This window comes from Roseofilum halophilum BLCC-M91, from assembly GCF_030068445.1.
Taxonomy (GTDB): domain Bacteria; phylum Cyanobacteriota; class Cyanobacteriia; order Cyanobacteriales; family Desertifilaceae; genus Roseofilum; species Roseofilum halophilum.
This window is the reverse complement of the sequence record NZ_JAQPOK010000136.1, coordinates 33,781-54,821: the sequence shown is the minus strand read 5'-3', so window position 1 is coordinate 54,821 and position 21,041 is coordinate 33,781. Positions and strand designations below refer to the sequence as shown.

Below are 21,041 nucleotides of genomic sequence, written 5' to 3'. Positions count from 1 at the left end.
TCCACCCTTGCCGTCCAATTTTGACTTACACTGCTTGCAGTATGCCTACCTTCAGCAGAACCGACGGAACTTCTACTTAGGGATGACGATTGTGACACCTCAGACTGACCAGCGTCAAGCACTGATAACAGAAATCGATAGTGTGCTATCCAAAACCCAGTCTCGCCTGCCCTGGGTGATGGCGGGAGAGGTGAGCCAACAACGTCGGGTTTTAAGGCGGGTTCGGGAATATTTGGCCAGTGTACCAACTTCCCCCACTCCGGGGGCCTCTCGTCAAGGTCAACTGCCCCCTGCAACCCGTCAGACTCCTCCAAGTCGCCGTCGTATGTCCTTACTGGGGGCAGATCTGTCCCAACAGAGCCAACCTGCACCCACTCCAGAGAATTCGGCTAACCAACAAATCGTACAAGCGGTGGTACAGGATTTGCGAAACAGTATTCTGATTCCCCTACAGGCGGAGATTGCAGACCTACAAAACCAACGGGAACAGATGCGCCAAGAACTACAATATCTGGATCAGCAACGGCGCAATAATGCTATGTCCGGTCAATCTCAGAAAATGATGACCGAGTTTTTCCAAACCCTCATCGATCGCTGTGCGGAAAGTTTAACCCAACAGGTGGCGCAAAATTTAGCCGATTTGCAAGTGGAGTTACTCCAATATCGGCCCCCTGAACCCCACGATCCGATTTTGGCTCCCGATAGTAATGCCGATCCGAGTTTGCTCACTCCCCAGGAAAGATTAGATCAACTGAGGGCGCTACAGAGCCAATCGGATAAGCTGCTCAAAACCCTAGATGCCTCGATTAATGTGGTGTTTGAGACCCTACAAAGTAATCTCCAAAGCTATAGTGAGTCGATGACAAACGGCATTGAGCATATGTATAGCTTGGGTCAACAGGGCGAAGTGATGTTTAATGCCTTGGTGAACCGGTTAGCGTCTCAGTTAGGGCGAGAAGCGTCTTCCTACATGCAAACGCGACCGGAGGATTCGGCTGGAGGGGCGTTGGAAAATACGAGTGGGGGTAAATCTCTGAATCCTTCGGAAATTGAGGATCGGGTGGATCGAGCTGAGGAGAAAGCTCCCACTCCAGCTCCTGAAGAACCCTCAGTGATAGCTCCAAATGATGCTGAGGATCTTTTGGAGTCGGTTGATTTAGCTCAAGAGATGGAGGAATCGGAAAACCAAGAATCGCTAGATGCACAAGAGGCTGAGGATATCCTTGATGAGGAGATAGCTTCGGAATTCTTTGAACAATTTGAAGATCTAGAAGAGGCGGTTGAGATTACGGAAGTAGAGGAGGAAACTAGGGATCGATCCTCTGGCGAATCCACTTCAGATGATTCGATGCAAGGGGATGAATTATATGATGCCCTCTTTGGTTCCGATCGCTTTACAACCGGTGAAATTTTACAGCCAGGGGAATCGGACGATCCCTTACAAGAGTTGACCCAGGAAACGCCAGAAGAGGCGATCGCCCAGGAACCGGAACCGGAACCTCCAGAAGAGGCGATCGCCGACACCCTGGAATCCGATCTATTTGAAGGGTTAGGGGATGAGGAAACGCCAGAAGAGGCGATCGCCTCAACAGAAGGCGAAGAAGTCCCCCCAGAACCGGAAGATGTGTCCTCCACTGATTCAGTGGTAGAGTCCAATCTATTTGAAGGCGCTCCTCCTCCCTCCCAAGTGGAAGATCCCGTATCCCTGGAAACCTTCATGGAATTATTCGGTGAAGAAAATGAGCCAACCCCGATCTCCTCAGAGAGCCTAGAAACCACTTGGGATACGGGCAATCTTTTAGAGTCTACAGAGGATGTTTATATTCCGGCTTCCCCGGATGAAGTTTTATTACCCACAGACACTGAAGAACCGGAGGAACTGAGTCAGTTAAATTTGCAGGGCGAAGTCTTAGAACAGTTAAGTCAAGATTTATTTAGCTTAGAAGGGGATGAACCTCCGGTTCCTTCACCAGTTCCAGAAGAGAGCGCAGAGGATATATTTGGAAGTTTAGAGGCGGCTAGTTCTGCTCTCGACGAGCCAGAAGAACCAGCTCAGACACCAGAAGCACAAGAGGATATATTTGGAAGCTTAGAGGCGGCTAGTTCTGCTCTCGATGAGCCAGAAGAAGAGGCAAGCCCCAAAACGGAAAATTTCCTCGATGAAATTTTAGATGCTCCGGAGCCAAGTCCCCCAGAGCCGGAAACCCTCGAAAATGGAGGAGGTTCAGAACCCTCCGTGACCGCCGATAGCTTATTTGAGGGATTTGCCGAAGCACCAGAATCTTCAGAATTATCAGACTCACCGGCGATCGCCTCGGAGGAAGAAACATCAGAGAATCCGATGGATTGGCCCGAATCTTTAACCATCGATACGGTATTTGAGCAGGAGTCTGGAACTGTAGAAGCCGAAGAACCCAGCTCTATAACCCTAGATAATATGTTTGAGGAAGAAACACCAGGAGATCAAAGCAAAATCGATCCATCTAAGCAGGGGGGAACATCAACCATAGAAAATATGTTTGATGGCTTTTTGCGAGGAGAGGTATCAGACTTAGATCTCGATCAACCTCCATCGAGTCCAACCCCTAGCACCACCTCTGAAGAATCGTTTAGCGTTGATGATGTCTTTGAAGGGTTTGGAGAAGACGATCCCGATCCACCCTTGAATTCTTTGAATAAAAATTAATTCTGAGGATGTGAGAGAGGAAAAAAGTGTGACATATCACTCATCGGGACAGAACCATTCGGAAGGGCACAATCACCTATGGTATTTGGGAATCGATTGGGGAACCACCAAAATTTCAGCAGTGTTACTCGATTCCTCTAGGCGCTGCTTTTATCCCTTGGAGCCTTTATCCCCTCAACCCGTTAAGGCTGGGGTCTCTCTAAAGCCTTGGTTAGATTGGGGTTTGCCTGGGGTGGAGGGGGAATGGGTTGTTAAAGGCTTGGCTCCTTTGGGTCAATCGATCGAGGAAAGCCTTGTGCAGATGGTGGGTCAGTTGAGGGAGATGGTGGAGAAGAATAGCTGCTATCAAGAGCTTTGGAGTCAGTTGAGTGGGGTAATTGTTGGTTGTCCAGCCCATTGGAGTGATGCCTATCGGTTTAATCTACGGGAGGCGATTTTGAGGGCGGGTTGGGTGAATCAGGCTCACCAAATTATGTTTTTGGAGGAGGCGATCGCTTTGGTAATCTCAGAGTTGCGAGATACAGCTCAGGGAAACCAATGGCAAGGAGCAACGTTGATTTTGGATTCGGGAGCGACTTCCACGGAGTTTGCTTTGGTCGATCTGCCCTTAAAGCGATCGCAACTGAAGTATGAGCATTTCCATGTGGCTTCTTTGGCTTATGGAGGAGATGCGATCGATCAGGATATTATCTGTCAGTTATTGTTGAGTTCCGAGAATGGGTTGTTACCCTCTTCATCTCCTCTAGAAAAAAGAATCAAGTTTCCTCAACCGGGAGAAGTGGATGTTACAGCCCGTCATCGGTTGAGTGAGTATTTGAACGGTGCAGATTGGGGAGAGAAGTTATTGGAGATCGCCAGAGAGATTAAGCACAGACTCCAGATCGAAACCCAGATCGCCGTTCGCCTGGATCGGCAACAATGGACGATTCGCCGTCGAGATTTAGAAATCAAGGTGTTTGTGCCCTTTTTACGGGGTCTAAATCGGGAAATTAATCGCTTATTTACCCGCACAGGGGTGGCTCCCCAGGCGGTACGTCAGATGTTATGTACTGGAGGCAGTGCGTCCTTACCGGCGATCGCCCGTTGGTTACGGCAAAAACTGCCCAGTGCGGCGATTATTCAAGACCGTACCCCACAGGGTCAACCCCCTAAATGTAGTCGGGTGGCTTATGGCTTGGCTAATTTACCGCTCTATCCCCAAGTATTGAATTCCGTGCGTCATCAATATAGCGATTATTTTCTGTTGTTAGAATTGTTGCGGGTGATGCCCGATGGGGCGATCGCCGAAACGCAACTTTTCCAGTTATTAGAACAACGGGGGATTAATACAGCCGTTTGTGGCGATCGTCTCCACCAACTATTATCGGGCTATCTTCCCCCTGGATTACGTTCCCCACAAAAATCCAGGGATTTCAAGTTCAATCAATCCTTATTTATTCCTCAAGAAACCGGATTTTATGCTCTCAATCCAGAGCATAAAACAAAGGTAAGCGATGGATTTGAGCAAGTTCTCGCCACTTCTTCCCAAACCTTAGATGACCCCTATCTCGTCCTTTGGTAAAAGAGCGAGAATCTACGGTTCTAGCTGGCAGTGATAGAATAGGAAAAATCTGGCAGGATCGCCTCTACACAGGCTTATCCATTCTTCAACATCACCCGCAAATTCTGACACCGGAGTAACTCGACGACCGATAAGCCATTCCTGCCTTCAATTTGAGCGATATGCTCGATCGCCTTTAACAAGTGTTCAGCCGCTTCTTCTGGGCTATATCCGCGCCGACTTGCCACCCGCACTGCCGCTTTGTCCCCTTCTATCATCACATCCCGTTGCCGGTTTTTCCGTCTAATTTGCATCACAGCCATGGCCGTTAGCCCACCACCGGCCACCATTCCCACAGCATCCGCTTGCATCATTTCGATCGCAGTTCCCAGTAATCCTACAACCACTAACCCTTGATAGAGATTGGGCTTAAACCATTCCACCTCACAGACCCAACAAACGGCCTGTAGCACCGCTAAATCTTGCTCTGGCAGGGGGAGTTGGCGCAAAAGGTCAAAATTGATATAAACCGGCCGCGATCGCTTCCAGGGCAAAGGAAAAGGGGCATCAATCACCTGGGGTTGTTCCGGTTTAGCAATCAATTGCACAAACATGCGCCCGGAAGCTGGCATTAATTCGATTAGCCGAGACAGTTCGGGGTCGCGATCGCGATACATTATTTCGGTGTAACCTCCAAACCATCAACCAAAGTAGCAACCAGATTGGGCACTCGATCTGCTCCCGCTTCCGTAGCAGCAATTAACACCAAAAACACATCCTGTTCCGGTTGAGTGGAAATCAGCGTACCGCTCATCGGTTGGCTATTGCGTCCTTGGGTTAAGGTTCCTGTCCAAGGCACTTGTACCACCCTTTCATCTAGGGGGATATAGCTTTGAGCCACAAAGCCTTCTCCTCGTTGCAATTCCTCAACCGCAATTTGGGCCAAAATCCCATGGGTAAGGCGTTGTTTGGTCAGCCGAGGTAAGCGCAAAACGCTATAAGCCACTTGACCATCTGGGGATTCAAACAGAGGATCTTTGCCCGTTGAACTCACTTTATAGTCTTGAACAATCGCGATTTGATAAAACCCATCGGCATCTTCGTAAATACCACCGACCTCTAATGGGGGGGCAGTTGGCTCTTCAACTGGGGGAGTCGGTTCTGGGGTGGGAGGAGTGGGAGGCGGAGGTAAGGGAGAAGGAGATGCTAGGGGAGTGGGAGCTGGAGGACGAGGAGGTTCAGAAGGAGACGCTTCTGGAGACGGTGTTGAGGGCGGTTCTGGTAGGGTTTCAGGGGTAGCATCAGGGCTAGGAGGGGAGGGGACTTGCGCCTGAGCCGGTTGTTCTAGAGCCAGTTGTCCCTGAGAATCCGACAGATAGGGATTACCCAGGATTAACCCTAGGGCAGTGATCGCCATTAAACCAAGAAGCCAAAGTCGATGGGGTTTGAGTTTAAGCATGGGACGTAATTTGAGCATGGGACTTAGAGCGTTAAGCTTGGTGTTCAAGTCCCCTAGGATTTTGTCATCATAAATTAATGCCATGACCGACGCAAGTCAAGGATTGTCGTCGTTATCCAGCATTTGAGTAACTCTGTTTACCGTCCTAGGGTAGCAGGGTTACCCAAGTCGAAGAGTCCGGCGATACAACCGGTCATTAGGGTGGCCAAAGTTGCGGCCCAGAGGGCTTTGAAGCCGAGGGAGGAGACTTCAGAGCGCCGTTCGGGAATCAGGGAAGAGAGTCCGCCGACAAAAATACCATAGGAGGCAAAGTGGGTAAACCCGCAGAGAACGTAACTAACGATGAGCATGGCGCGATCGCTAATGGCTTCTGCACGGCTAAGATTCGCTAGGGTAATGTAGGGCGGTACATTGGTTTCAAAGACTCGACGACCGATAATCACGGAAGCTTGCCAAATTTCATTAATATCTAGGGACACCCCCGTAAGCATTGTCAGGGGGAAGAATAGGAAGCCCATGATATTTTGCAGGGTGACCACTTGAAATACAGTGCCGACTGGTGCTGGTAATCCCGATAGGCTATCAAATCCCATATTGATTAGGGCCACTAAACCTAGAATGGCGATAATCACGGCAGCAATACCGACGGCCATTTTTACCCCATCTAAGGCTCCCATAATCAGGCTGTCCATGGGGTTGGGGCGTTTTTCGGGGTCTTCTTCGGGTTCTTCGGGAATTTTGCCCAGGGTTTCGGGTTCTCCAGTTTCGGGAACCAGGATTTTAGCAATCACGAAGCACGCGGGAATGGTCATAATGGAGGCGGAGACCAAGTGACCGGCAATGGAGGGAAAGACGGGGCGCAAAAATCCGGCATAGAGTCCGAGAACGGAGGAAGCGATGGAGCCAAAACAACTGGTGAGAATGGCACAGATTTCGCTACGGGTCATTTTAGCGAGGAAGGGTTTAACGGCGATCGCCGATTCAATGCCCACAAAAATATTCGCAGCTCCCGATAAGGACTCTGCCCCGCTAATTTTCATGGTTTTCTGGAAAATTTGGGCGAAGACCTTCACAATCGGCTGAATAATATTCAATCGATAAAGCAGGGCAACCAATGCTGAAAAGAAGACCACTTGGGGTAGGGAACGAAAAGCGAAGATATAACCGGGATTGAGATTATCCGAACCCAGGGTATCTCCCGGAACGGCTACATAGGGTTGACCCACTGCCCGCATAATCCACCGTCCGGCTGGCCCCGGGCCCACCACTCGGTTAGGATCGGGGACAAAGGCAGAAGTATCTCCACCAAAGAGGAAGCGAGCGCCCGCTTCTGAAGCATCTAAGAGGGCATTGAGGAGGTTATTCAGTTGGGCGATGAGGTCGCGGGTGGGCAGAACGAAAACTAAGAGTCCAATAATCAGTTGTAAACTAATGCCAAAGATGATAGTTTTCCAGGGGATGACTTTGCGGTTTTCGGAACCAACCCAAGCGATCAGACAGAGGACAACGATTCCGAGGGCAGAGATCAGGTTTAAGATGGGGTTCATGGGCAGAGTGCTTCCTTACAGTAGCCAGCCAATCCGGTGATGTCACACCAAGTTGATTCTTATCAGACTCCGGAATTACACCGATGTCAAGTCCATAATGACCCTAATCCATGAAAAATTGATGTTCAGGGGTTTAAGCTTAGGATATAAGCACCCCGTTGGTTTAGGGAGAATTTGAAGATTTATGGAAGCGTTTGATCTTAATCCACCGGCTTGGACAGAGCAAGCCACCCATGCGTTTAAGTTTTGTTGTCCTCGCTGTGGGGCGACTTCGAGGGAAGCCGAGCGGGTCTGGTTAAATCGGCGATCGCCTGTTTATATTGAAGGTCGTCGCCGCAAATGGCAAGAATTCTATCTCTGTGAATGTGGCCAAGCCTGGTGGGGTTGGAGCGATGAACGACCGCCTTCCGAGTTAGCAGGGGGCGATCGTCCTCATCCTGAACCGCCGAATCCCTTTGGGAGATTTTAGGGGGCAAAGATTATTGATCGACGGCGACTTGAGGTAAGCCCATGCTGTAATTGACTGCCCGGCTTTCCAGGTTATAGCTCAGTTCTCCCTTTTGCAGGAGCGATCGCACAAAATGCTCCAAATCCGAGCCAATTCGACGCAGATTATACTCCGTCAAATCCTGGCCCTCATAAGCCGCCACCAACTCCTCAAACTTCCCATAGACCGCTTTCAGCGACGAATCTGTCCAATTCAACTCATTATCCGGATCGACATCCAGAGTCAGCATATTTTCAGATGGGTTGAGTTCCCCTTTCTCAATAACCGCCGTAAAAATGCGGATATGGCGAGTCGTAGACTTCAGTAGCATAATAATAGTCAATAAAAAAAACAGCCTACAGGTATTCTGTCATTGCTAGGCAAAGGAAGCAATCTCTAAGCTATCTTAGGCAAGGGTGCAATTGATGGATCTCCCAGAACAAATCCCCCATGGCCAAAACTAAACTCAAATCCAAAGGAAAAGCACAAACCCCAGCCACCCTAGAAAAACCGCCGCCGACAAAAGAAGAACTAGCTGCCAAAAAACGCGAAGCCGCCAACGCTCGCAAAAAATTTATAGGAGTCTTAGGTCAATCCCTTGGATTTGGCTCCGTTTTCGGCATCATTGGCATTGCCGTCACAGGCGACCCAAAAGCCTTCCTCGGCGGTTTATTGGGCATGACCGTTCTCTTAACCTGTCTGAAATATCCCATTCAAGCTCTCTGGGCATTCTATATCTATATGCCCTTTAGCGGAACAGTCGTTTATTGGGCTGGTGGTGGAAACGCTATTTTCCACTTAGCCAAAGATGCTTTTTACATTCCCGGACTCATGGGAATCTATCAATATTGTAAACGATATCGTCTCCCCTTTCTGGTTCCCAAAGCCTTTCTTCCCTCCCTGTTTTTACTCTTAGGCTATTGCATATTTGTCATCCTAATTATTAATCCCCAAACCTCTAGAGGCGGCGATAAACCAATTCTGTTAGGGATTTTAGGCTTAAAAGTCTTCATGGGGTATATCCCCTTAATCAGTTGCGGATTTTATATGATTCGCGGAAAAAAAGAACTGCTCTGGATTACCCGAATTACCACAGTTCTGGCCATTATCACTTGTGTTCTCTGTTTAATGCAGTATCAAATGCTTTCATCAGGGACATGCCAGGGAACACGGGGGGCATCAGGAGATGCTCTATTTAAAGCAAGTGTCGAGGCAAAATGTTTAGTCGGAGGCTCTTTAACCTTCAGTCCATCACAAAATCAAATTCGTCTACCGAGTACCTTACCTTCCCCTTGGCACTGGGGTTGGTATATGATTTGTAGTGCCTTTTTTACCTTTGCCACTGCCTTTTGCGATCCTTCTCTTCCATGGCAACTGGCTGGATTTGCTGGCATGGCTTTAAACTTTGTGTGTTCGGTTATTTCAGGGCAACGAATTGCCACCTTACTTGTGCCCGTTTTCACGGTAATGTTATTAGTTCTCACGGGTCAAGTGACTAACCTGAAACGGTTTATTCCCATTGCTGTGGGATTAACCTTGCTGATTGGAGGGGCAGCCATCGCCTTCCCGGATGTTGTCCAAGAGAGATTAGATAGCTTGATGGGTCGATTAGATGCCTCTAACCCAGCCGATTTTATTGCTGAACAAGCAGAACACTCGGTGGGTAAAGCGGGATTGTTTGGTAAAGGCGTGGGAAGAGCGACTAATTCGGCTAGAATTTTTGGCAGGGTAGCTTTGATTGAAACCTGGTTCCCGAAAATTATTTATGAAATTGGCAAACCTGGGTTAGCGTTATTTTTGTTGATGGTTACGGTTCTCACTTGGGAAACTTTTAAATCTTATCGTTCGGTGAAAGATAAAAGCTTACGAAACTTTGGCGCTTGCTTTTGGGTGTTTATTTTGGTGATTAGTTACCAAACTTACTGGTATCCCTTAGATACCGATCCGGTGTGTGTCTACTATTGGTTATTTGCGGGCATTACGTTAAAACTACCAGCCATTGATAAGGAGGAGCAGAAGAAAAAGGAAGAGTTGCAAGCCCTATTGGAAGCACAAGCCGATCCCAAAAAAGCGAAAAAGTCTAAATCCAAATCTAAATCGGCTAAATCTGGCAAAAAAGGGCGTAAATCGAGTAAAAAGAGGAGATAGAATCCCTATACTATAGAGTAATTAACGATGAATTTACCTTTTCTTTCTGTAATCATTCCCACCTATGGGCGAGAGGAACCCTTACGCGATAGTATTCAGGATGTCCTCAAGCAGGACTATCCCCATTTTGAGGTGCTAGTCGTCGATCAAACGGCCGAGCATAAACCGGAAGTGCAAGCGTTCTTGGATGAGATGGTTAATTTGGGTAAAATTAAGCTGTTTCGGGTGAGCTGGGCCAGTTTGCCGGGGGCGCGAAATTATGCGATAAGGCGCTCTAGTGGGGATGTGGTGCTGTTTATTGATGATGATGTGGTGTTACCGGATGGGTATTTGATGGCCCATGCTCGCAATTACGATCGCCCAGAAATCGGTGCTGTAGCTGGTCGCGTTTTTGACCGCATGAAATTGGGCGAGTCTCAGAATAGTTATACCATTGAAGATTTACCGCCCCAAGCCTTTGACCCCGGAATCGCTTGGTATCACATTGATTTGGTGCATACGACTAAAGCCCAGGAAGTGATTTCGGCTCGTGGGTGTAATATGTCTTTTCGTAGTAATATTTTTAGCAAGTATGGCTTAGAATTTGACGAGCGGTTTCGCGGAAGTGCGGTGCGGGAAGAGTCCGATTTTTGCTTGCGCTTGCGCCAGACCGGATACAAAATTTGGTACGATCCAGAAGCCAATTTGGTACATTTAGGGGAAGAAACGGGAGGATGTCACGATATTTCTACGCGATCGCTAGAATATCAGATTACCTTCTACCATAACCACTTTCTCATGGGACTCAAAAATTTGACCGTCGGTCAACAAGTCCGGTTCTTTAGCAAGTTATTTGACTGTCACGTTTTAGGTCATCCTCCCTGCAACAAAAGTGGCTCCCCCATCAAAATTATTAGTCGTGCAGGGTTCTACACCATGGGTTACTTGAGTGCTTGGCAAACTCGGCTCAAAACCCTATGGAAAACGGGGCAAATGTATAGCCAGCAAGACGAAAAAATGGCAAACTTCTAAATCCGTTTAATGGTGTTATTGGGTTCTAGACCATCATGAAAATTTTAATCGCCAGCCACACCTACATTGTCGATCTCAATCGCGAGAAATTGAGAAAACTAGCCCAACTCGATCCCAGGGTACAAGTAACTGTTGTTGTGCCCAAACGATGGCGACCGGGAGGGGTACAAAACAAAATCATTGAAACCCAACCCATCGATGAGGGAAATTTTCGAGTTGTGCCCCTCTCTAACTTTAGTAAAAACAACCAAGGCTTATTAACTTTTGGTCTGGATTTAGTGCAATTGCTCAAAACCTTCCAACCCAATATATTGCAGACGGAACAAGGGGCAAAAGCCTTCAGCCATGCAGAATTAATTACCCTGAATAAACAACTGAACTTAAAAGCAAAAAATGTATTCTTTACTTGGTGGAATTTACCCTATGAAGTCAAATTTCCCATTTCTGTTTTAGAGGGGTTTAATCTCAAATATTCCCACGGGATTATATCGGGAAACCAAGACGGAGCCGATGTCCTGCGGGATCATGGGTATGAAGGCCCGATTAAAGTCATGCCCCAACTGGGAGTCGATGAGCAGTTATTTTCGCCTCAAGAGCAACCAGAGTTAAGGATATCTTTGGGCATTAAACCGGATGAATTTGTTGTCGGGTTTGTGGGTCGATTTGTCGAAGAAAAGGGACTATTAACCCTATTCAAAGCCTTAAAAGGAATTACAGATTATCCCTGGAAATGGGTGTTGCTCGGTCGCGGAGATTTGAAGCAAGAGATCTTAAACAAGGCTTCAGAATTTGGCTTACGAGACCGGGTTATTTTTGTGGAAAGTGTCCCCCACGATCGGGTTTATCGCTATATTAATTTGATGGATGTCTTGGTTTTGCCCTCTGAGACCACCTATAAGTTTAAGACCTTAACGGCAGCCGGTTGGAAAGAACAATTTGGCCATGTTCTAATTGAAGCGATGTCTTGTAAAGTGCCGGTAATTGGTTCTGATTCGGGGGAAATTCCTCACGTCATTGATGAAGCGGGATTGGTATTTCCGGAAGCAAATGTGGACGCTTTGCGAAACTGTTTACATCAACTGATGGAGAATCAACCATTCCGGCAAGATTTGGCCCAAAAAGGTTATGAACGGGCGATGCTTCACTATACAAATACGGCTTTGGCTAAAGAACAATTATCTTTTTATGAACAGTTGTTGGTCTAAATTTTTAGCGGATATCTTGCCCTCTCCCTATATCCCTCTCCCAAGGGAGAGGGACTTTTCTCCCCTTCTCCCTTCGACTTCGCTCAGGACAGCGCCTGCGGGAGCAGGGGCTGGGGGATGAGGGGAAATTCTGTACATCTGCTATAAAAATTCTATCTTCTTAACCATAATGCGTGTTTTACAAATTGTTCCTTCCATTTCTCTTGTTTATGGTGGCCCCAGTCAGATGGTTAAAGGGTTATCTGCGGCCTTGAGTCATGAGCCGGATATGGAGGTGACGATCTTAACTACAGATTCCAATGGGGATACGGGGGAAGCGCCCTTAGATGTGCCCCTAGACCGCCCTGTGGAGGAAAATGGTTATTCTATTCGTTACTTTCGCTGTTCTCCGTTCCGACGCTACAAGTTTTCCCTAGATTTATTAAACTGGTTGTCTGAACATGCCTCGGAGTATGATATTGCCCATATTCATGCCCTGTTTTCTCCGGTTAGTTCGGCTGCTGCAACGATCGCCCGCCAGAAAGGACTACCTTATATTATGCGTCCTCTGGGAACCTTAGATCCGGCGGACTTACGCAAAAAACGACAGCTTAAACGCATCTATACTGCTTTGTGGGAAAAACCCAATATCGCTGGAGCAGCCGCCATCCATTTTACCAGTAGCATTGAAGCGAAAATTTCCGATCGCTTCGGAACCCAAACCCCTAGCGTAGTAGTTCCCTTGGGCGTACAACTGCCCCAACTGCCAGAACCGGGAAAGGCTAGAGCCAACCTGAATATCCCTGCCGATAAACCCCTGATTCTCTATATGTCGAGAATTGACCCGAAAAAGGGCTTGGATTTGCTCCTTCCTGCCCTGGAAACCCTGGTGAATGAAAAATTTGACTTTGAATTGGTTTTAGCGGGTGGAAACCCCCAAAATACTGCCTATGTGGAGCAAATTAAACAGCAGATCAAATCCTCTCCCTTAGCCCCCTGTACCCAGTTTCCGGGGTTTGTCCGGGGTGAGGAGAAAGGGGCACTGTTGCGCGATGCGGATCTGTTTGTGTTGCCGTCCTACTATGAGAATTTTGGCATTGCTGTAGCGGAGGCGATCGCCTCCGGAACCCCTGTCGTCATCTCCACAGGGGTTTATATTTGGGAAGATATCCAAAAATCGGCGGCTGGATGGGTGTGTGGTTGTGATGTCGATTCCTTAACCGGTAGTTTACGACTGGCTTTGAGCGATCGCCAAGAACGACTCAAACGGGGAGCAGCAGGCGCAGACTATGCAAACACTCACTATAGCTGGCCGGCGATCGCCCAACAAATGATCGAGGTTTACCAACAATTTCTTTAAGATAAGTTTCCATGCTTAGATGGTTTTTGAATTTAGTGATTATATTGATATTTTTGATCTCTAGCACCTTAAGTGTAGAACCCTGGCTTATGCTTAATCTAGAGACCACAAGAATCCCCCTGTTTGGATTTCATGATGTTGTCGAATCTTCCACGAATTATGGGTTAGATTACGAAACTAAAAAGTTAGAAAAATTCTTAGAATATCTGTGTAAAAATGATTATTGGTTTTTATCTACCGATGATCTTAAAGCCTATTTTTTAGAACGGTCACAAAAAATTCCGCAAAAATATATCGGTAAAAAGGCAGTTCTTATCTCATTTGATGATGGATACAAAAGCATGTATACTCAAGTCCTCCCTTTACTCAGAAAACTTTCTCAAAAATATCATAAGCAATTAACAGTAACTCTATTTGTAAATTCAAGGTTTATGACTCATGAAAAATCAAAAAAGTATGCAACTTGCGAAGAACTAAAACAAGGAATAGAAAGTGATTTTTTTGATATTCAATCTCATGGATGGAGACATCGAAGATTAACACACTTAGATCCCGATCAATTAACCATAGAGTTATCCAAAGGTCAAAGCATTTTAAGATCCTGTCTTGACGATCAAGCTAATTCCCATTATTCCAAGACTGTATCTCATATTGCTTACGCTTATAATGACTTCAATCCTTCGATCCAAAATTCTGTAGCCAGATATTATCAATCAGGATATCTATACAATCACCAAATTTTTAAGTTAGGTTATAATCAAAATCCGTATACTCTACCAAGAGTTCGAGTAACTCAAAAAGATACGCCAGAGGATTTAATAAAAATTGCAGAATTTTCTTCTGAACTTACTCAAAATCCTCAATCTTATACAGGAAGGATGTTTTTTAATATTTTTGCTGATTTTTTGTAACATTAAGTTTTAATGGAATTCTTATGGCTAATCAACCTAATCAAACAGGACAGCGAATCAATTGGATTGACCAAATTAAAGGTCTAGCAATTTTCGGTATTTTACTTTTTCATTTTTTCCAGAATTATCCTGAGCGTATCCCCTTAGTTGTCACCCTTGACCAACTAGGTGCTAAAGTGGGTTTTGCTGCTGTTGATATCTTTTTTGTCATGGCTGGATTTAATATTACTTATGTCATGGCCAGGAAAAATTTACTTCCTACGATTCATTTTGACTGGAGATCGTGGCTAATCAAGCGCTTAAATCGTCTTTATCCCACCTATTTATTGGCTGTTATTTTTAGTTTAGTGTTATATTTTCTTCTGTCCTATCCTCAAAAATATATTTTCCCAGATTTTTTGCTCAGTGTAGCGGGTTTAGCCGGTTATACCTTCCAATCTATTAATCCTGGATTTTGGTTTTTTACGGTTATTTTACAAGCCTACTTAGTTACGCCACTTATTTTCCGCATTTCTCAGAGTAAACCGATAATACTTCTGATTGTAACTCTATTTTTAGGAGTGGTAACTAAAGTGCTGTGTTTTAATACAGATACAAGCTCAGATCTGTATTGGTACTTATTGCAGAATGATTTTCTGGGAAGTTATATTTTTCAATTTGGCTTGGGATTGTATTGGGGGATTATCTATTTCTACCATGATGGATTTAGAAAGATAGATTACTGGTGGACTTTACTTGTCTTTTTGCTGGGATTTATTGTTTATATTTACTTAGGAAAATCAGGCTTTGATTTTCGCTATATGCTCGGTTTTGACATGCTGTTTACTCCGTTGTTTTTTGTCGCACTTCAGAGTATGTTTGTATGGTTGGACAAAAGAAAAAGAATAAAACCTGTTGTTTGGCTGTTAAGTTTCCTTTCTTTGTTAGGTCTATATTCGTATCAAATTTACCTAATTCATCAACCCTTATTTTTCGTTGCCTTTCGTCAACTTAATAAATATGTTAGTATATCCACTTATCCAAAAATATTGTTTTTGATGCTAAGTATCGCTATGCTCTTATGGGGATATACTGGTTTATTTGTGTTTTGCGATCGTCAACTCAGAAAGTGGATCAAAGGATAAAGCAGTCAATAGTCAATACGATTGAATTGAAGTGGTAAACTGAGCCAACAATGACGATCCCGTTGTTGACTCTAATTCTTCTCCAATCTAATGGTCTTGCAGATCTTGGCGACAGGTTTCTAGGATCTCATGCTCTAAATCGCTCAGTTCTGGAATGCGGTGAAAGCCTTGGGGCTTAAACTGGAGGTCTTGGGTATCTAGAGTCTCACTAGAGGCGATCGCCACCGGTTCCAACCCCATTTGATAGGCATGGGCAGTGCGATCGTAACTATGAATCACAGTCATGGCTAACTCGTTAGAAGTCACCTGTCCATAGAAACAATCAAAAGACGAACGGGGAAGATAAAAGGCTCCTAACAGCTTTTGCTCGCGAGCTTCAAACACCATATAGCCTTGACCGAGTTGATCCCGTTGGGGTGATTCTCCATAAAAATAAACCCCATCCGGAAAGTGGGGAACTGTTTCCGACTGTGCAACCGTTTCAGCCAGGGACGGAGCGCTATTTCCCAAGGAGACTACTAGGGCAAACACCAGAGGCGTTAGCAGGGATGAAGAGTGAGCTAACCTTGTAGTCAAGCGTTGTATCTGAGATGAAAAAAATTGAAACACCCTGGTCTCCTCCTTGAATGATTTTATGGATCGATCAATGAGCGTGTTATGCATACATTCAGAAGCACCCATGGAGTATTTGGGGTCGTATATGGGTGCTTCTGGAGGGGAACGAAATCCCTCTCCTTAGCTGGCCAAATACTCACGAACCAAACCCCGATGGCGACGTAAGTAGGTTAAGGCTTGTCTTTCGAGTTGACGGACTCGTTCCCGACTTAAACTCATGCGCTGACCCACTTGAGACAGGGATAACTCATGACCGTCGGTGAGTCCAAAGCGTAAGTTCAACACCTCTTGTTGTTGAGGGGTTAGGTCAGCAATGAGATGGTGTAGATCTTGGCGCAGGAGTTCTTGAGTGGCATAGTGTTCTGGAGAAATACCATCGTCTTCCAAGAGTTCTTGGAGTTCCGTGTCTTGGTTATCTCCTACCCGTAGGTCTAGGGAGACCGGTTGACGGGAGAGGGTAAGGTATTCACGGATTTGAGCTGGTTTGAGGTCTAAAGCTTGGCCAATTTCTGTGGGAGTTGCACTGCGACCGAGCTGTTGGGAGAGTTCTCGTTGTATTTTTTTGATTTTGTTGAGTTTCTCCGTAATGTGGATCGGCAGGCGAATGGTGCGACCTTGTTGGGCGATCGCCCTCGTAATGGCTTGGCGAATCCACCAATAGGCATAGGTTGAAAATTTATAACCCCTCATGGGGTCAAATTTTTCGACTCCCCGTTCTAAGCCCAGGGTTCCTTCTTGGATTAAGTCCAGAAACTCCATATTTCGTTTCTGGTATTTTTTGGCGATCGCCACCACCAGACGCAAGTTCGCTTCAATCATTTTTTGTTTAGCTCTTTGACCTTGCTTGACAATGCGATCCAACTCTTGAGGATCTAACTCCACTCGATCTGCCCATTCCTGGTCGCTAATGGGGCGATCGAGTTCGGCTTCTTGCTCCTCTTTAACTTCCATCAACTGCATCATATGCTGAACCTGTTTACCCAATACAATCTCTTGCTCGTGGGTTAACAGAGGAATACGACCGATTTCATGTAGATATGTCCTTACCATATCTGCCGTATAGGTAGGAGGCTTAGTTTGGGTCTTAGTCATGGTCTTAGGCATAGGATTAGGTAGTCGTAATGATCGGGGTTAATGCAGAAAAACTTGAGAGCCAAAAATCGCCTACTTGATTTCGTAGACGTTTCCCGGACATCTAGTATTGGAGATATCTATTTCTAGGGTTCCCGATTTGTCGCCAAATCTTGACAACTCGGACTAGAGCAATCAGCTCATCCACCTTTTGGCCCCTGGTTCCGTTGGGACATTCCCTAACTTCAACTTAATCTTTACCAGGATGGGGGATTTCGGGTTGTCGTCTAACTTGCTTTGTCTCTAAAATAAACTAAACTTCTGGTTAAATACCTCCTCCTTTCAGGTGAATTTGAAGTTTAATTGTCTTACGCAAATTAGATTAAGTATTTGTACCGAGTTAGCTTCCAAAAACTCATCTCCTTTCCTAAGATCTAGGATCGAATATTTTCCAGAATGTGTCAGTTCGGTTCACCATCGAGATTGCCGAACCTTTGTCTATGGGTCTAAGTTGAGATGACGAATTTTTGCCCCTGGAGTTCCTGATATCCCACAGTAACAGTTCTCAAACTGTTCTCAAACTGTTCTCAACCTTGGATCGACTTCATTTGTAGTATAACGTAACTTGTTGATTAAATCAACCCCAGACTCCCAATCGACCTCATCACCTCAAGTCCGGTTAAGGGGTTAGGGTCATCAAACTCTCAGTTTTGTCCATTCCCCATCCCTTCCCAGTCGCGACAAAAGGAATCTTCTGGCCCATAGGGATGCATCCCACAGACGAACAGGTTTCCCCCATAAACTTGCCCATGGTAATGACGACATCCCACACAAGTTTGAGGTTGATGACTTGAAGGGCGATCGACATCGGCAAAGGGGTGGTAAAATGGCTCATCTTCCCTTGAATCTGGATTGGAGTCCTCAAGGGGTTCTATGTATTCATTGAAAAAAGCGTCTAAATCTGAAAAGAGCAAATCGTCGAGAGTTTCAGCAATCTCGATGGTGAGTTCCGCGATCTCTCCCACCCACTCTCCTAACTCTTCCTCGACTTCCCGAAACAACTCCTCAACTCCAGCAGTGAAGCTTTCACAGAAATTCTGCCAGTCTTTTTCCCAATCTTCCATAACCACTTAATCTTGTTGGAGTTGCTTCAATTCTTCTTTGAGTTGATTCACCTGATCCCGTAAATCATTCACTTGAGCCTCTTCCTCTGTGGGCAGATCGGGATCGTCATCATCTAAAATCTCAATCCGGCGAGGTTCTTTGGGTTTATCCTCTGCATTGGCTTCTTCAGCTTGTTCATTAACCTGTTGTTGGGCGCGGTTAACGATTTCTTCGACCATTCGTCGAGCTTCTTCGGCAGTTATTTCTCCCCGCTCTACCATTTCGTTGGCCAGTTTTTGTGCTTGGGGGCGCAAATCAGAGATCGCCGTTCCGGCCTTTTCCCCTGCATAGGATGCCACCCCAACTCCCATATAGAATGCTTTCTTGACGAAATCTCCTAAACCTGGCATCTTCCAACCTCTTCTGACACAGGGCGACCCGGAGTTTACGCCTATTACAAGCATCCCGTATTGCTGCTACCTTCCGGTCCTGACAAGGTTTGGGCGTTGTAATCGCATAAGTCCGGGTCTGCACTCTAGGATAGCACTTTAATCGGCAGTTGGGGATATTTTTTTGGAATTAAGCTTTCTGCGAGAATCAGCCCTTTCTACACGGTGTGGCGATCGCTAGGGTGAGCGAGTGGAATATAAACAGAGTTTCTCTACCGTAGGGGTTCGCGGCTGCGATCGCTCATAAATCCCAAAGTTATGGCACTGATCAAAGCACCGATCGCTAAATAAATGGCAGGGGCATAAACATTACCACTGATATCAATTAGCCAAGTACAGACCAATAGAGACGTTCCCCCCATAATACTTGCTCCCAGGTTGAAGGAGAGAGAATAGGCTGTTAGGCGAGTCTCTGTGGGGAACAGTTCCACCATCATCACTGGAGAAGTGGCTAACAAGGGTACAATCGAGACTGCCAATAGGATTTGAGCCAACCAGACCTCGTAATTATGCGGTTGCAACAATAGCCAGAATCCAGGAAAACTCAATAGCCCCACAATCAGGGTTGCCAGCAACAACAAGGGTTTACGACGTAGGGTACTATCGGATAACCAACCGAAGAGGGGAAGTAGCCCGATCTGGATCACTAGGGCAACTACATTGACTCCTAAAACGCTGCCACGGGGTATATCGCTGAACCGATCTAAGTAAGTCGGAATATAGACCATAATAATGTAATAGGTAGCACTATAGGCCCCGGCATAAAACATTGCTTGTAGCATAGGGACTAGAGATTGTCTTAGGGCCTTGAGTAGGGGAACTTGCCTTTCTTGCTGGTGTTCTTCAAAGACTTCTGAATCGGGGAGATTTGTACGAATGTAGAGTCCAGTCAATCCTAATATACCGCCAAATAAGAAGGGTAAGCGCCAGCCCCAATTTTGTAGGTCGGCATCGGAGAGCAGATGGGTGAGGAGGGTAACAATCCCTAAGCCTAACAATAAGCCGATGGTAGACCCCACATTGACGAAGCTAGTGGTGAAGCCGCGCCGAGTTTGAGGTGCGGTTTCAGCGACATAGGTGACCGATCCGGTGAATTCACCGCCGACGGATAATCCCTGGACTAATCTGAGTAATATTAATATCATTGGTGCGGCAATCCCAATTTGTTTATAGGTAGGCAAGAGACCTAGCAGGAATGTGGGAATTGCCATTAGGATGACGGAAATAAAGAGTTCTGTGCGGCGACTGACGCGATCGCCAATATAACCGAAAATCCCTGCCCCCAGAGGTCGCATGATAAACCCGGCTGCAAACACACCATAGGTTTGTAACAGGGAGACCAGTTCATTATTATGGGGGAAAAATAGCAGAGAAATAACGGGAGCTAGATAGCCATAGAGGGCAAAGTCATACCATTCGATCACATTTCCCACCACACCAGCGAGAATAACCGTCTTGGTGTTGTTTTCGCTGTGGCTTGTCTGGTGAGCTGCCCGATCGCTGACTGCTTCAATTTTAGATAGTGGTGTCACTCGGATCTTTAGTTAACGGCTTCATATATACTTTAGCTCAATCGATCTAAAACCATGAAGAGAGTTACTGTTGACATACTCACCGTCCTAAGAGAACAAGAAAAGCCGTCCTAGAAGGACACGGTTTTAGACCCATTTTACTGATAAACTTGCCCATTATGCCGAATCCATCCACCGACATGGCGACCGGCCGGATCGTGATGTGTCCAGTGAATGACTCCACCTTGAGGATTCCATTCATATTCGCCGTAAAATTCGACGCGATCGCCAACGGATAGGGAATTTACCCTAGGTGCTAAGTCAATATTATGGGCAATTAATAGGGTTTGACCGGAAGAAAGTCTAACAATAAATCGTTGATGTTGACTCCCTTGGCGATCGTCGGAAAGAACACGAATGACTTCACCGACTGCTCTAGCTTGAACATCGCTTTGTTGATTCTGAAAAGCCTGTTGCAAAAGTTGGATACCCTGCTCCGTGGAGGGAGCGGAACCAGTAGCAGCACTGGAACCTTGGGCACAGCGAGAATCAAATTCTGCTAGAGCGCCTAAGTCACTGCAATCTAGTGCCGTGACACAGCTAAAAATGTGCATTAGCGTAGGGTGGGTTAGGCGGCTAAAACCTAGAATCTGACAGCAATCTATCAATCCGCCGTAACCCACCATTTTAGGGTTGTCACGGCACTAGGGCGTGAACCTGGGTGGGTAATACAAGGGTGAAGGTTAATACAGTAACTAGGCTCAGGAGGCGTTGAGTTGTATTTTTTTTCATAGGACGTTGTAGATATTTTGGTACTCACTCTAAGATCATATC

Annotated in this window: 19 protein-coding genes and 1 other RNA gene; 9 read left to right on the top strand and 11 right to left on the bottom strand. The window is 46.1% G+C overall.

What is annotated here, in order from left to right; translation table 11 throughout:
• Positions 1 to 91: 91 nt before the first annotated feature.
• A complete protein-coding gene (locus PJF56_RS17785) occupies positions 92 to 2,686 on the top strand; it encodes a hypothetical protein (RefSeq protein WP_283764042.1) in 2,595 nt (864 codons plus the stop codon).
• A 28-nt stretch (positions 2,687 to 2,714) separates the two neighbouring features.
• Complete coding sequence (locus PJF56_RS17780; RefSeq protein WP_283764041.1) at positions 2,715 to 4,247, top strand: Hsp70 family protein; 1,533 nt, start codon at positions 2,715 to 2,717, stop codon at positions 4,245 to 4,247.
• A 74-nt stretch (positions 4,248 to 4,321) separates the two neighbouring features.
• On the opposite strand, the gene PJF56_RS17775 is transcribed toward PJF56_RS17780, so the two are convergent.
• From PJF56_RS17775 to PJF56_RS17765, 3 genes are read right to left on the bottom strand one after another with little or no spacing between them, the layout of a single operon-like run.
• Complete coding sequence (locus PJF56_RS17775) at positions 4,322 to 4,903, bottom strand: DUF3318 domain-containing protein (protein ID WP_283764040.1); 582 nt, start codon at positions 4,901 to 4,903, stop codon at positions 4,322 to 4,324.
• On the bottom strand, positions 4,903 to 5,769 hold the full coding sequence (locus PJF56_RS17770) for a hypothetical protein (protein ID WP_283764039.1): 867 nt from the start codon (positions 5,767 to 5,769) through the stop codon (positions 4,903 to 4,905). The genes PJF56_RS17775 and PJF56_RS17770 overlap by 1 nt, the downstream gene beginning before the upstream one ends.
• 53 nt (positions 5,770 to 5,822) lie before the next feature.
• A complete protein-coding gene (locus tag PJF56_RS17765) occupies positions 5,823 to 7,232 on the bottom strand; it encodes a NupC/NupG family nucleoside CNT transporter (protein WP_283764038.1) in 1,410 nt (469 codons plus the stop codon).
• 184 nt (positions 7,233 to 7,416) lie between these two features.
• Here PJF56_RS17765 and PJF56_RS17760 point away from each other — a divergent pair, with 184 nt between their 5' ends.
• Positions 7,417 to 7,701: a hypothetical protein gene (locus PJF56_RS17760; protein ID WP_283764037.1), complete on the top strand. Its 285-nt coding sequence runs from the start codon at positions 7,417 to 7,419 to the stop codon at positions 7,699 to 7,701.
• Positions 7,702 to 7,711: 10 nt separating this feature from the next.
• On the opposite strand, the gene ndhM is transcribed toward PJF56_RS17760, so the two are convergent.
• Positions 7,712 to 8,050: an NAD(P)H-quinone oxidoreductase subunit M gene (ndhM, locus tag PJF56_RS17755; RefSeq protein WP_283764036.1), complete on the bottom strand. Its 339-nt coding sequence runs from the start codon at positions 8,048 to 8,050 to the stop codon at positions 7,712 to 7,714.
• A gap of 119 nt (positions 8,051 to 8,169) precedes the next feature.
• On the opposite strand from ndhM, the gene hpsL reads away from it, so the two are divergent.
• From hpsL to PJF56_RS17725, 6 genes are all read left to right on the top strand, one after another.
• Complete coding sequence (gene hpsL, locus PJF56_RS17750) at positions 8,170 to 9,867, top strand: hormogonium polysaccharide biosynthesis protein HpsL (protein ID WP_283764035.1); 1,698 nt, start codon at positions 8,170 to 8,172, stop codon at positions 9,865 to 9,867.
• 27 nt (positions 9,868 to 9,894) lie between these two features.
• Positions 9,895 to 10,878 (top strand): hormogonium polysaccharide biosynthesis glycosyltransferase HpsN, encoded by a 984-nt coding sequence (gene hpsN / locus PJF56_RS17745; protein WP_283764034.1) that lies wholly within the window; start codon positions 9,895 to 9,897, stop codon positions 10,876 to 10,878.
• Between the two features lie 35 nt (positions 10,879 to 10,913).
• Complete coding sequence (hpsO, locus tag PJF56_RS17740; protein WP_283764033.1) at positions 10,914 to 12,083, top strand: hormogonium polysaccharide biosynthesis glycosyltransferase HpsO; 1,170 nt, start codon at positions 10,914 to 10,916, stop codon at positions 12,081 to 12,083.
• A 169-nt stretch (positions 12,084 to 12,252) separates the two neighbouring features.
• Complete coding sequence (gene hpsP, locus PJF56_RS17735; RefSeq protein WP_283764032.1) at positions 12,253 to 13,422, top strand: hormogonium polysaccharide biosynthesis glycosyltransferase HpsP; 1,170 nt, start codon at positions 12,253 to 12,255, stop codon at positions 13,420 to 13,422.
• An 89-nt stretch (positions 13,423 to 13,511) separates the two neighbouring features.
• A complete protein-coding gene (locus PJF56_RS17730; protein WP_283764031.1) occupies positions 13,512 to 14,333 on the top strand; it encodes a polysaccharide deacetylase family protein in 822 nt (273 codons plus the stop codon).
• Between the two features lie 23 nt (positions 14,334 to 14,356).
• Positions 14,357 to 15,457: an acyltransferase family protein gene (locus PJF56_RS17725; protein ID WP_283764030.1), complete on the top strand. Its 1,101-nt coding sequence runs from the start codon at positions 14,357 to 14,359 to the stop codon at positions 15,455 to 15,457.
• Between the two features lie 87 nt (positions 15,458 to 15,544).
• Here PJF56_RS17725 and PJF56_RS17720 read toward each other — a convergent pair whose 3' ends face one another.
• The 7 genes from PJF56_RS17720 to PJF56_RS17690 form a co-directional block, all read right to left on the bottom strand.
• Positions 15,545 to 16,066, bottom strand: coding sequence for a hypothetical protein (locus tag PJF56_RS17720; RefSeq protein WP_283764029.1), 522 nt, complete (start codon positions 16,064 to 16,066; stop codon positions 15,545 to 15,547).
• Positions 16,067 to 16,192: 126 nt separating this feature from the next.
• Positions 16,193 to 17,164, bottom strand: a complete 972-nt coding sequence (locus tag PJF56_RS17715) for an RNA polymerase sigma factor, RpoD/SigA family (RefSeq protein ID WP_283764028.1) — start codon at positions 17,162 to 17,164, stop codon at positions 16,193 to 16,195.
• 683 nt (positions 17,165 to 17,847) lie between these two features.
• Complete coding sequence (locus PJF56_RS17710) at positions 17,848 to 18,267, bottom strand: hypothetical protein (protein WP_283764027.1); 420 nt, start codon at positions 18,265 to 18,267, stop codon at positions 17,848 to 17,850.
• Between the two features lie 6 nt (positions 18,268 to 18,273).
• Positions 18,274 to 18,657, bottom strand: coding sequence for a phasin family protein (locus PJF56_RS17705; RefSeq protein ID WP_283764026.1), 384 nt, complete (start codon positions 18,655 to 18,657; stop codon positions 18,274 to 18,276).
• A 22-nt stretch (positions 18,658 to 18,679) separates the two neighbouring features.
• An RNA gene (ffs, locus tag PJF56_RS17700) (signal recognition particle sRNA small type) lies at positions 18,680 to 18,776 on the bottom strand.
• A gap of 132 nt (positions 18,777 to 18,908) precedes the next feature.
• Positions 18,909 to 20,228 carry an MFS transporter gene (locus PJF56_RS17695; protein WP_283764025.1) on the bottom strand — a complete coding sequence of 440 codons (1,320 nt, stop codon included), beginning with the start codon at positions 20,226 to 20,228 and terminating at the stop codon, positions 18,909 to 18,911.
• 137 nt (positions 20,229 to 20,365) lie between these two features.
• Positions 20,366 to 20,821 carry a DUF3465 domain-containing protein gene (locus tag PJF56_RS17690; protein WP_283764024.1) on the bottom strand — a complete coding sequence of 152 codons (456 nt, stop codon included), beginning with the start codon at positions 20,819 to 20,821 and terminating at the stop codon, positions 20,366 to 20,368.
• Between the last annotated feature and the right edge of the window lie 220 nt (positions 20,822 to 21,041).

Bases quoted from the DNA above. Each gene is read 5' to 3' on its own strand.
- PJF56_RS17775 (WP_283764040.1), bottom strand. From the start codon at position 4,903: ATGTATCGCGATCGCGACCCCGAACTGTCTCGGCTAATCGAATTAATG.
- PJF56_RS17770 (WP_283764039.1), bottom strand. From the start codon at position 5,769: ATGGCATTAATTTATGATGACAAAATCCTAGGGGACTTGAACACCAAG.
- PJF56_RS17765 (WP_283764038.1), bottom strand. From the start codon at position 7,232: ATGAACCCCATCTTAAACCTGATCTCTGCCCTCGGAATCGTTGTCCTC.
- PJF56_RS17760 (WP_283764037.1), top strand. From the start codon at position 7,417: ATGGAAGCGTTTGATCTTAATCCACCGGCTTGGACAGAGCAAGCCACC.
- ndhM (WP_283764036.1), bottom strand. From the start codon at position 8,050: ATGCTACTGAAGTCTACGACTCGCCATATCCGCATTTTTACGGCGGTT.
- hpsL (WP_283764035.1), top strand. From the start codon at position 8,170: ATGGCCAAAACTAAACTCAAATCCAAAGGAAAAGCACAAACCCCAGCC.
- hpsN (WP_283764034.1), top strand. From the start codon at position 9,895: ATGAATTTACCTTTTCTTTCTGTAATCATTCCCACCTATGGGCGAGAG.
- hpsO (WP_283764033.1), top strand. From the start codon at position 10,914: ATGAAAATTTTAATCGCCAGCCACACCTACATTGTCGATCTCAATCGC.
- hpsP (WP_283764032.1), top strand. From the start codon at position 12,253: ATGCGTGTTTTACAAATTGTTCCTTCCATTTCTCTTGTTTATGGTGGC.
- PJF56_RS17730 (WP_283764031.1), top strand. From the start codon at position 13,512: ATGCTTAATCTAGAGACCACAAGAATCCCCCTGTTTGGATTTCATGAT.
- PJF56_RS17725 (WP_283764030.1), top strand. From the start codon at position 14,357: ATGGCTAATCAACCTAATCAAACAGGACAGCGAATCAATTGGATTGAC.
- PJF56_RS17715 (WP_283764028.1), bottom strand. From the start codon at position 17,164: ATGACTAAGACCCAAACTAAGCCTCCTACCTATACGGCAGATATGGTA.
- PJF56_RS17710 (WP_283764027.1), bottom strand. From the start codon at position 18,267: ATGGAAGATTGGGAAAAAGACTGGCAGAATTTCTGTGAAAGCTTCACT.
- PJF56_RS17705 (WP_283764026.1), bottom strand. From the start codon at position 18,657: ATGCCAGGTTTAGGAGATTTCGTCAAGAAAGCATTCTATATGGGAGTT.
- PJF56_RS17690 (WP_283764024.1), bottom strand. From the start codon at position 20,821: ATGCACATTTTTAGCTGTGTCACGGCACTAGATTGCAGTGACTTAGGC.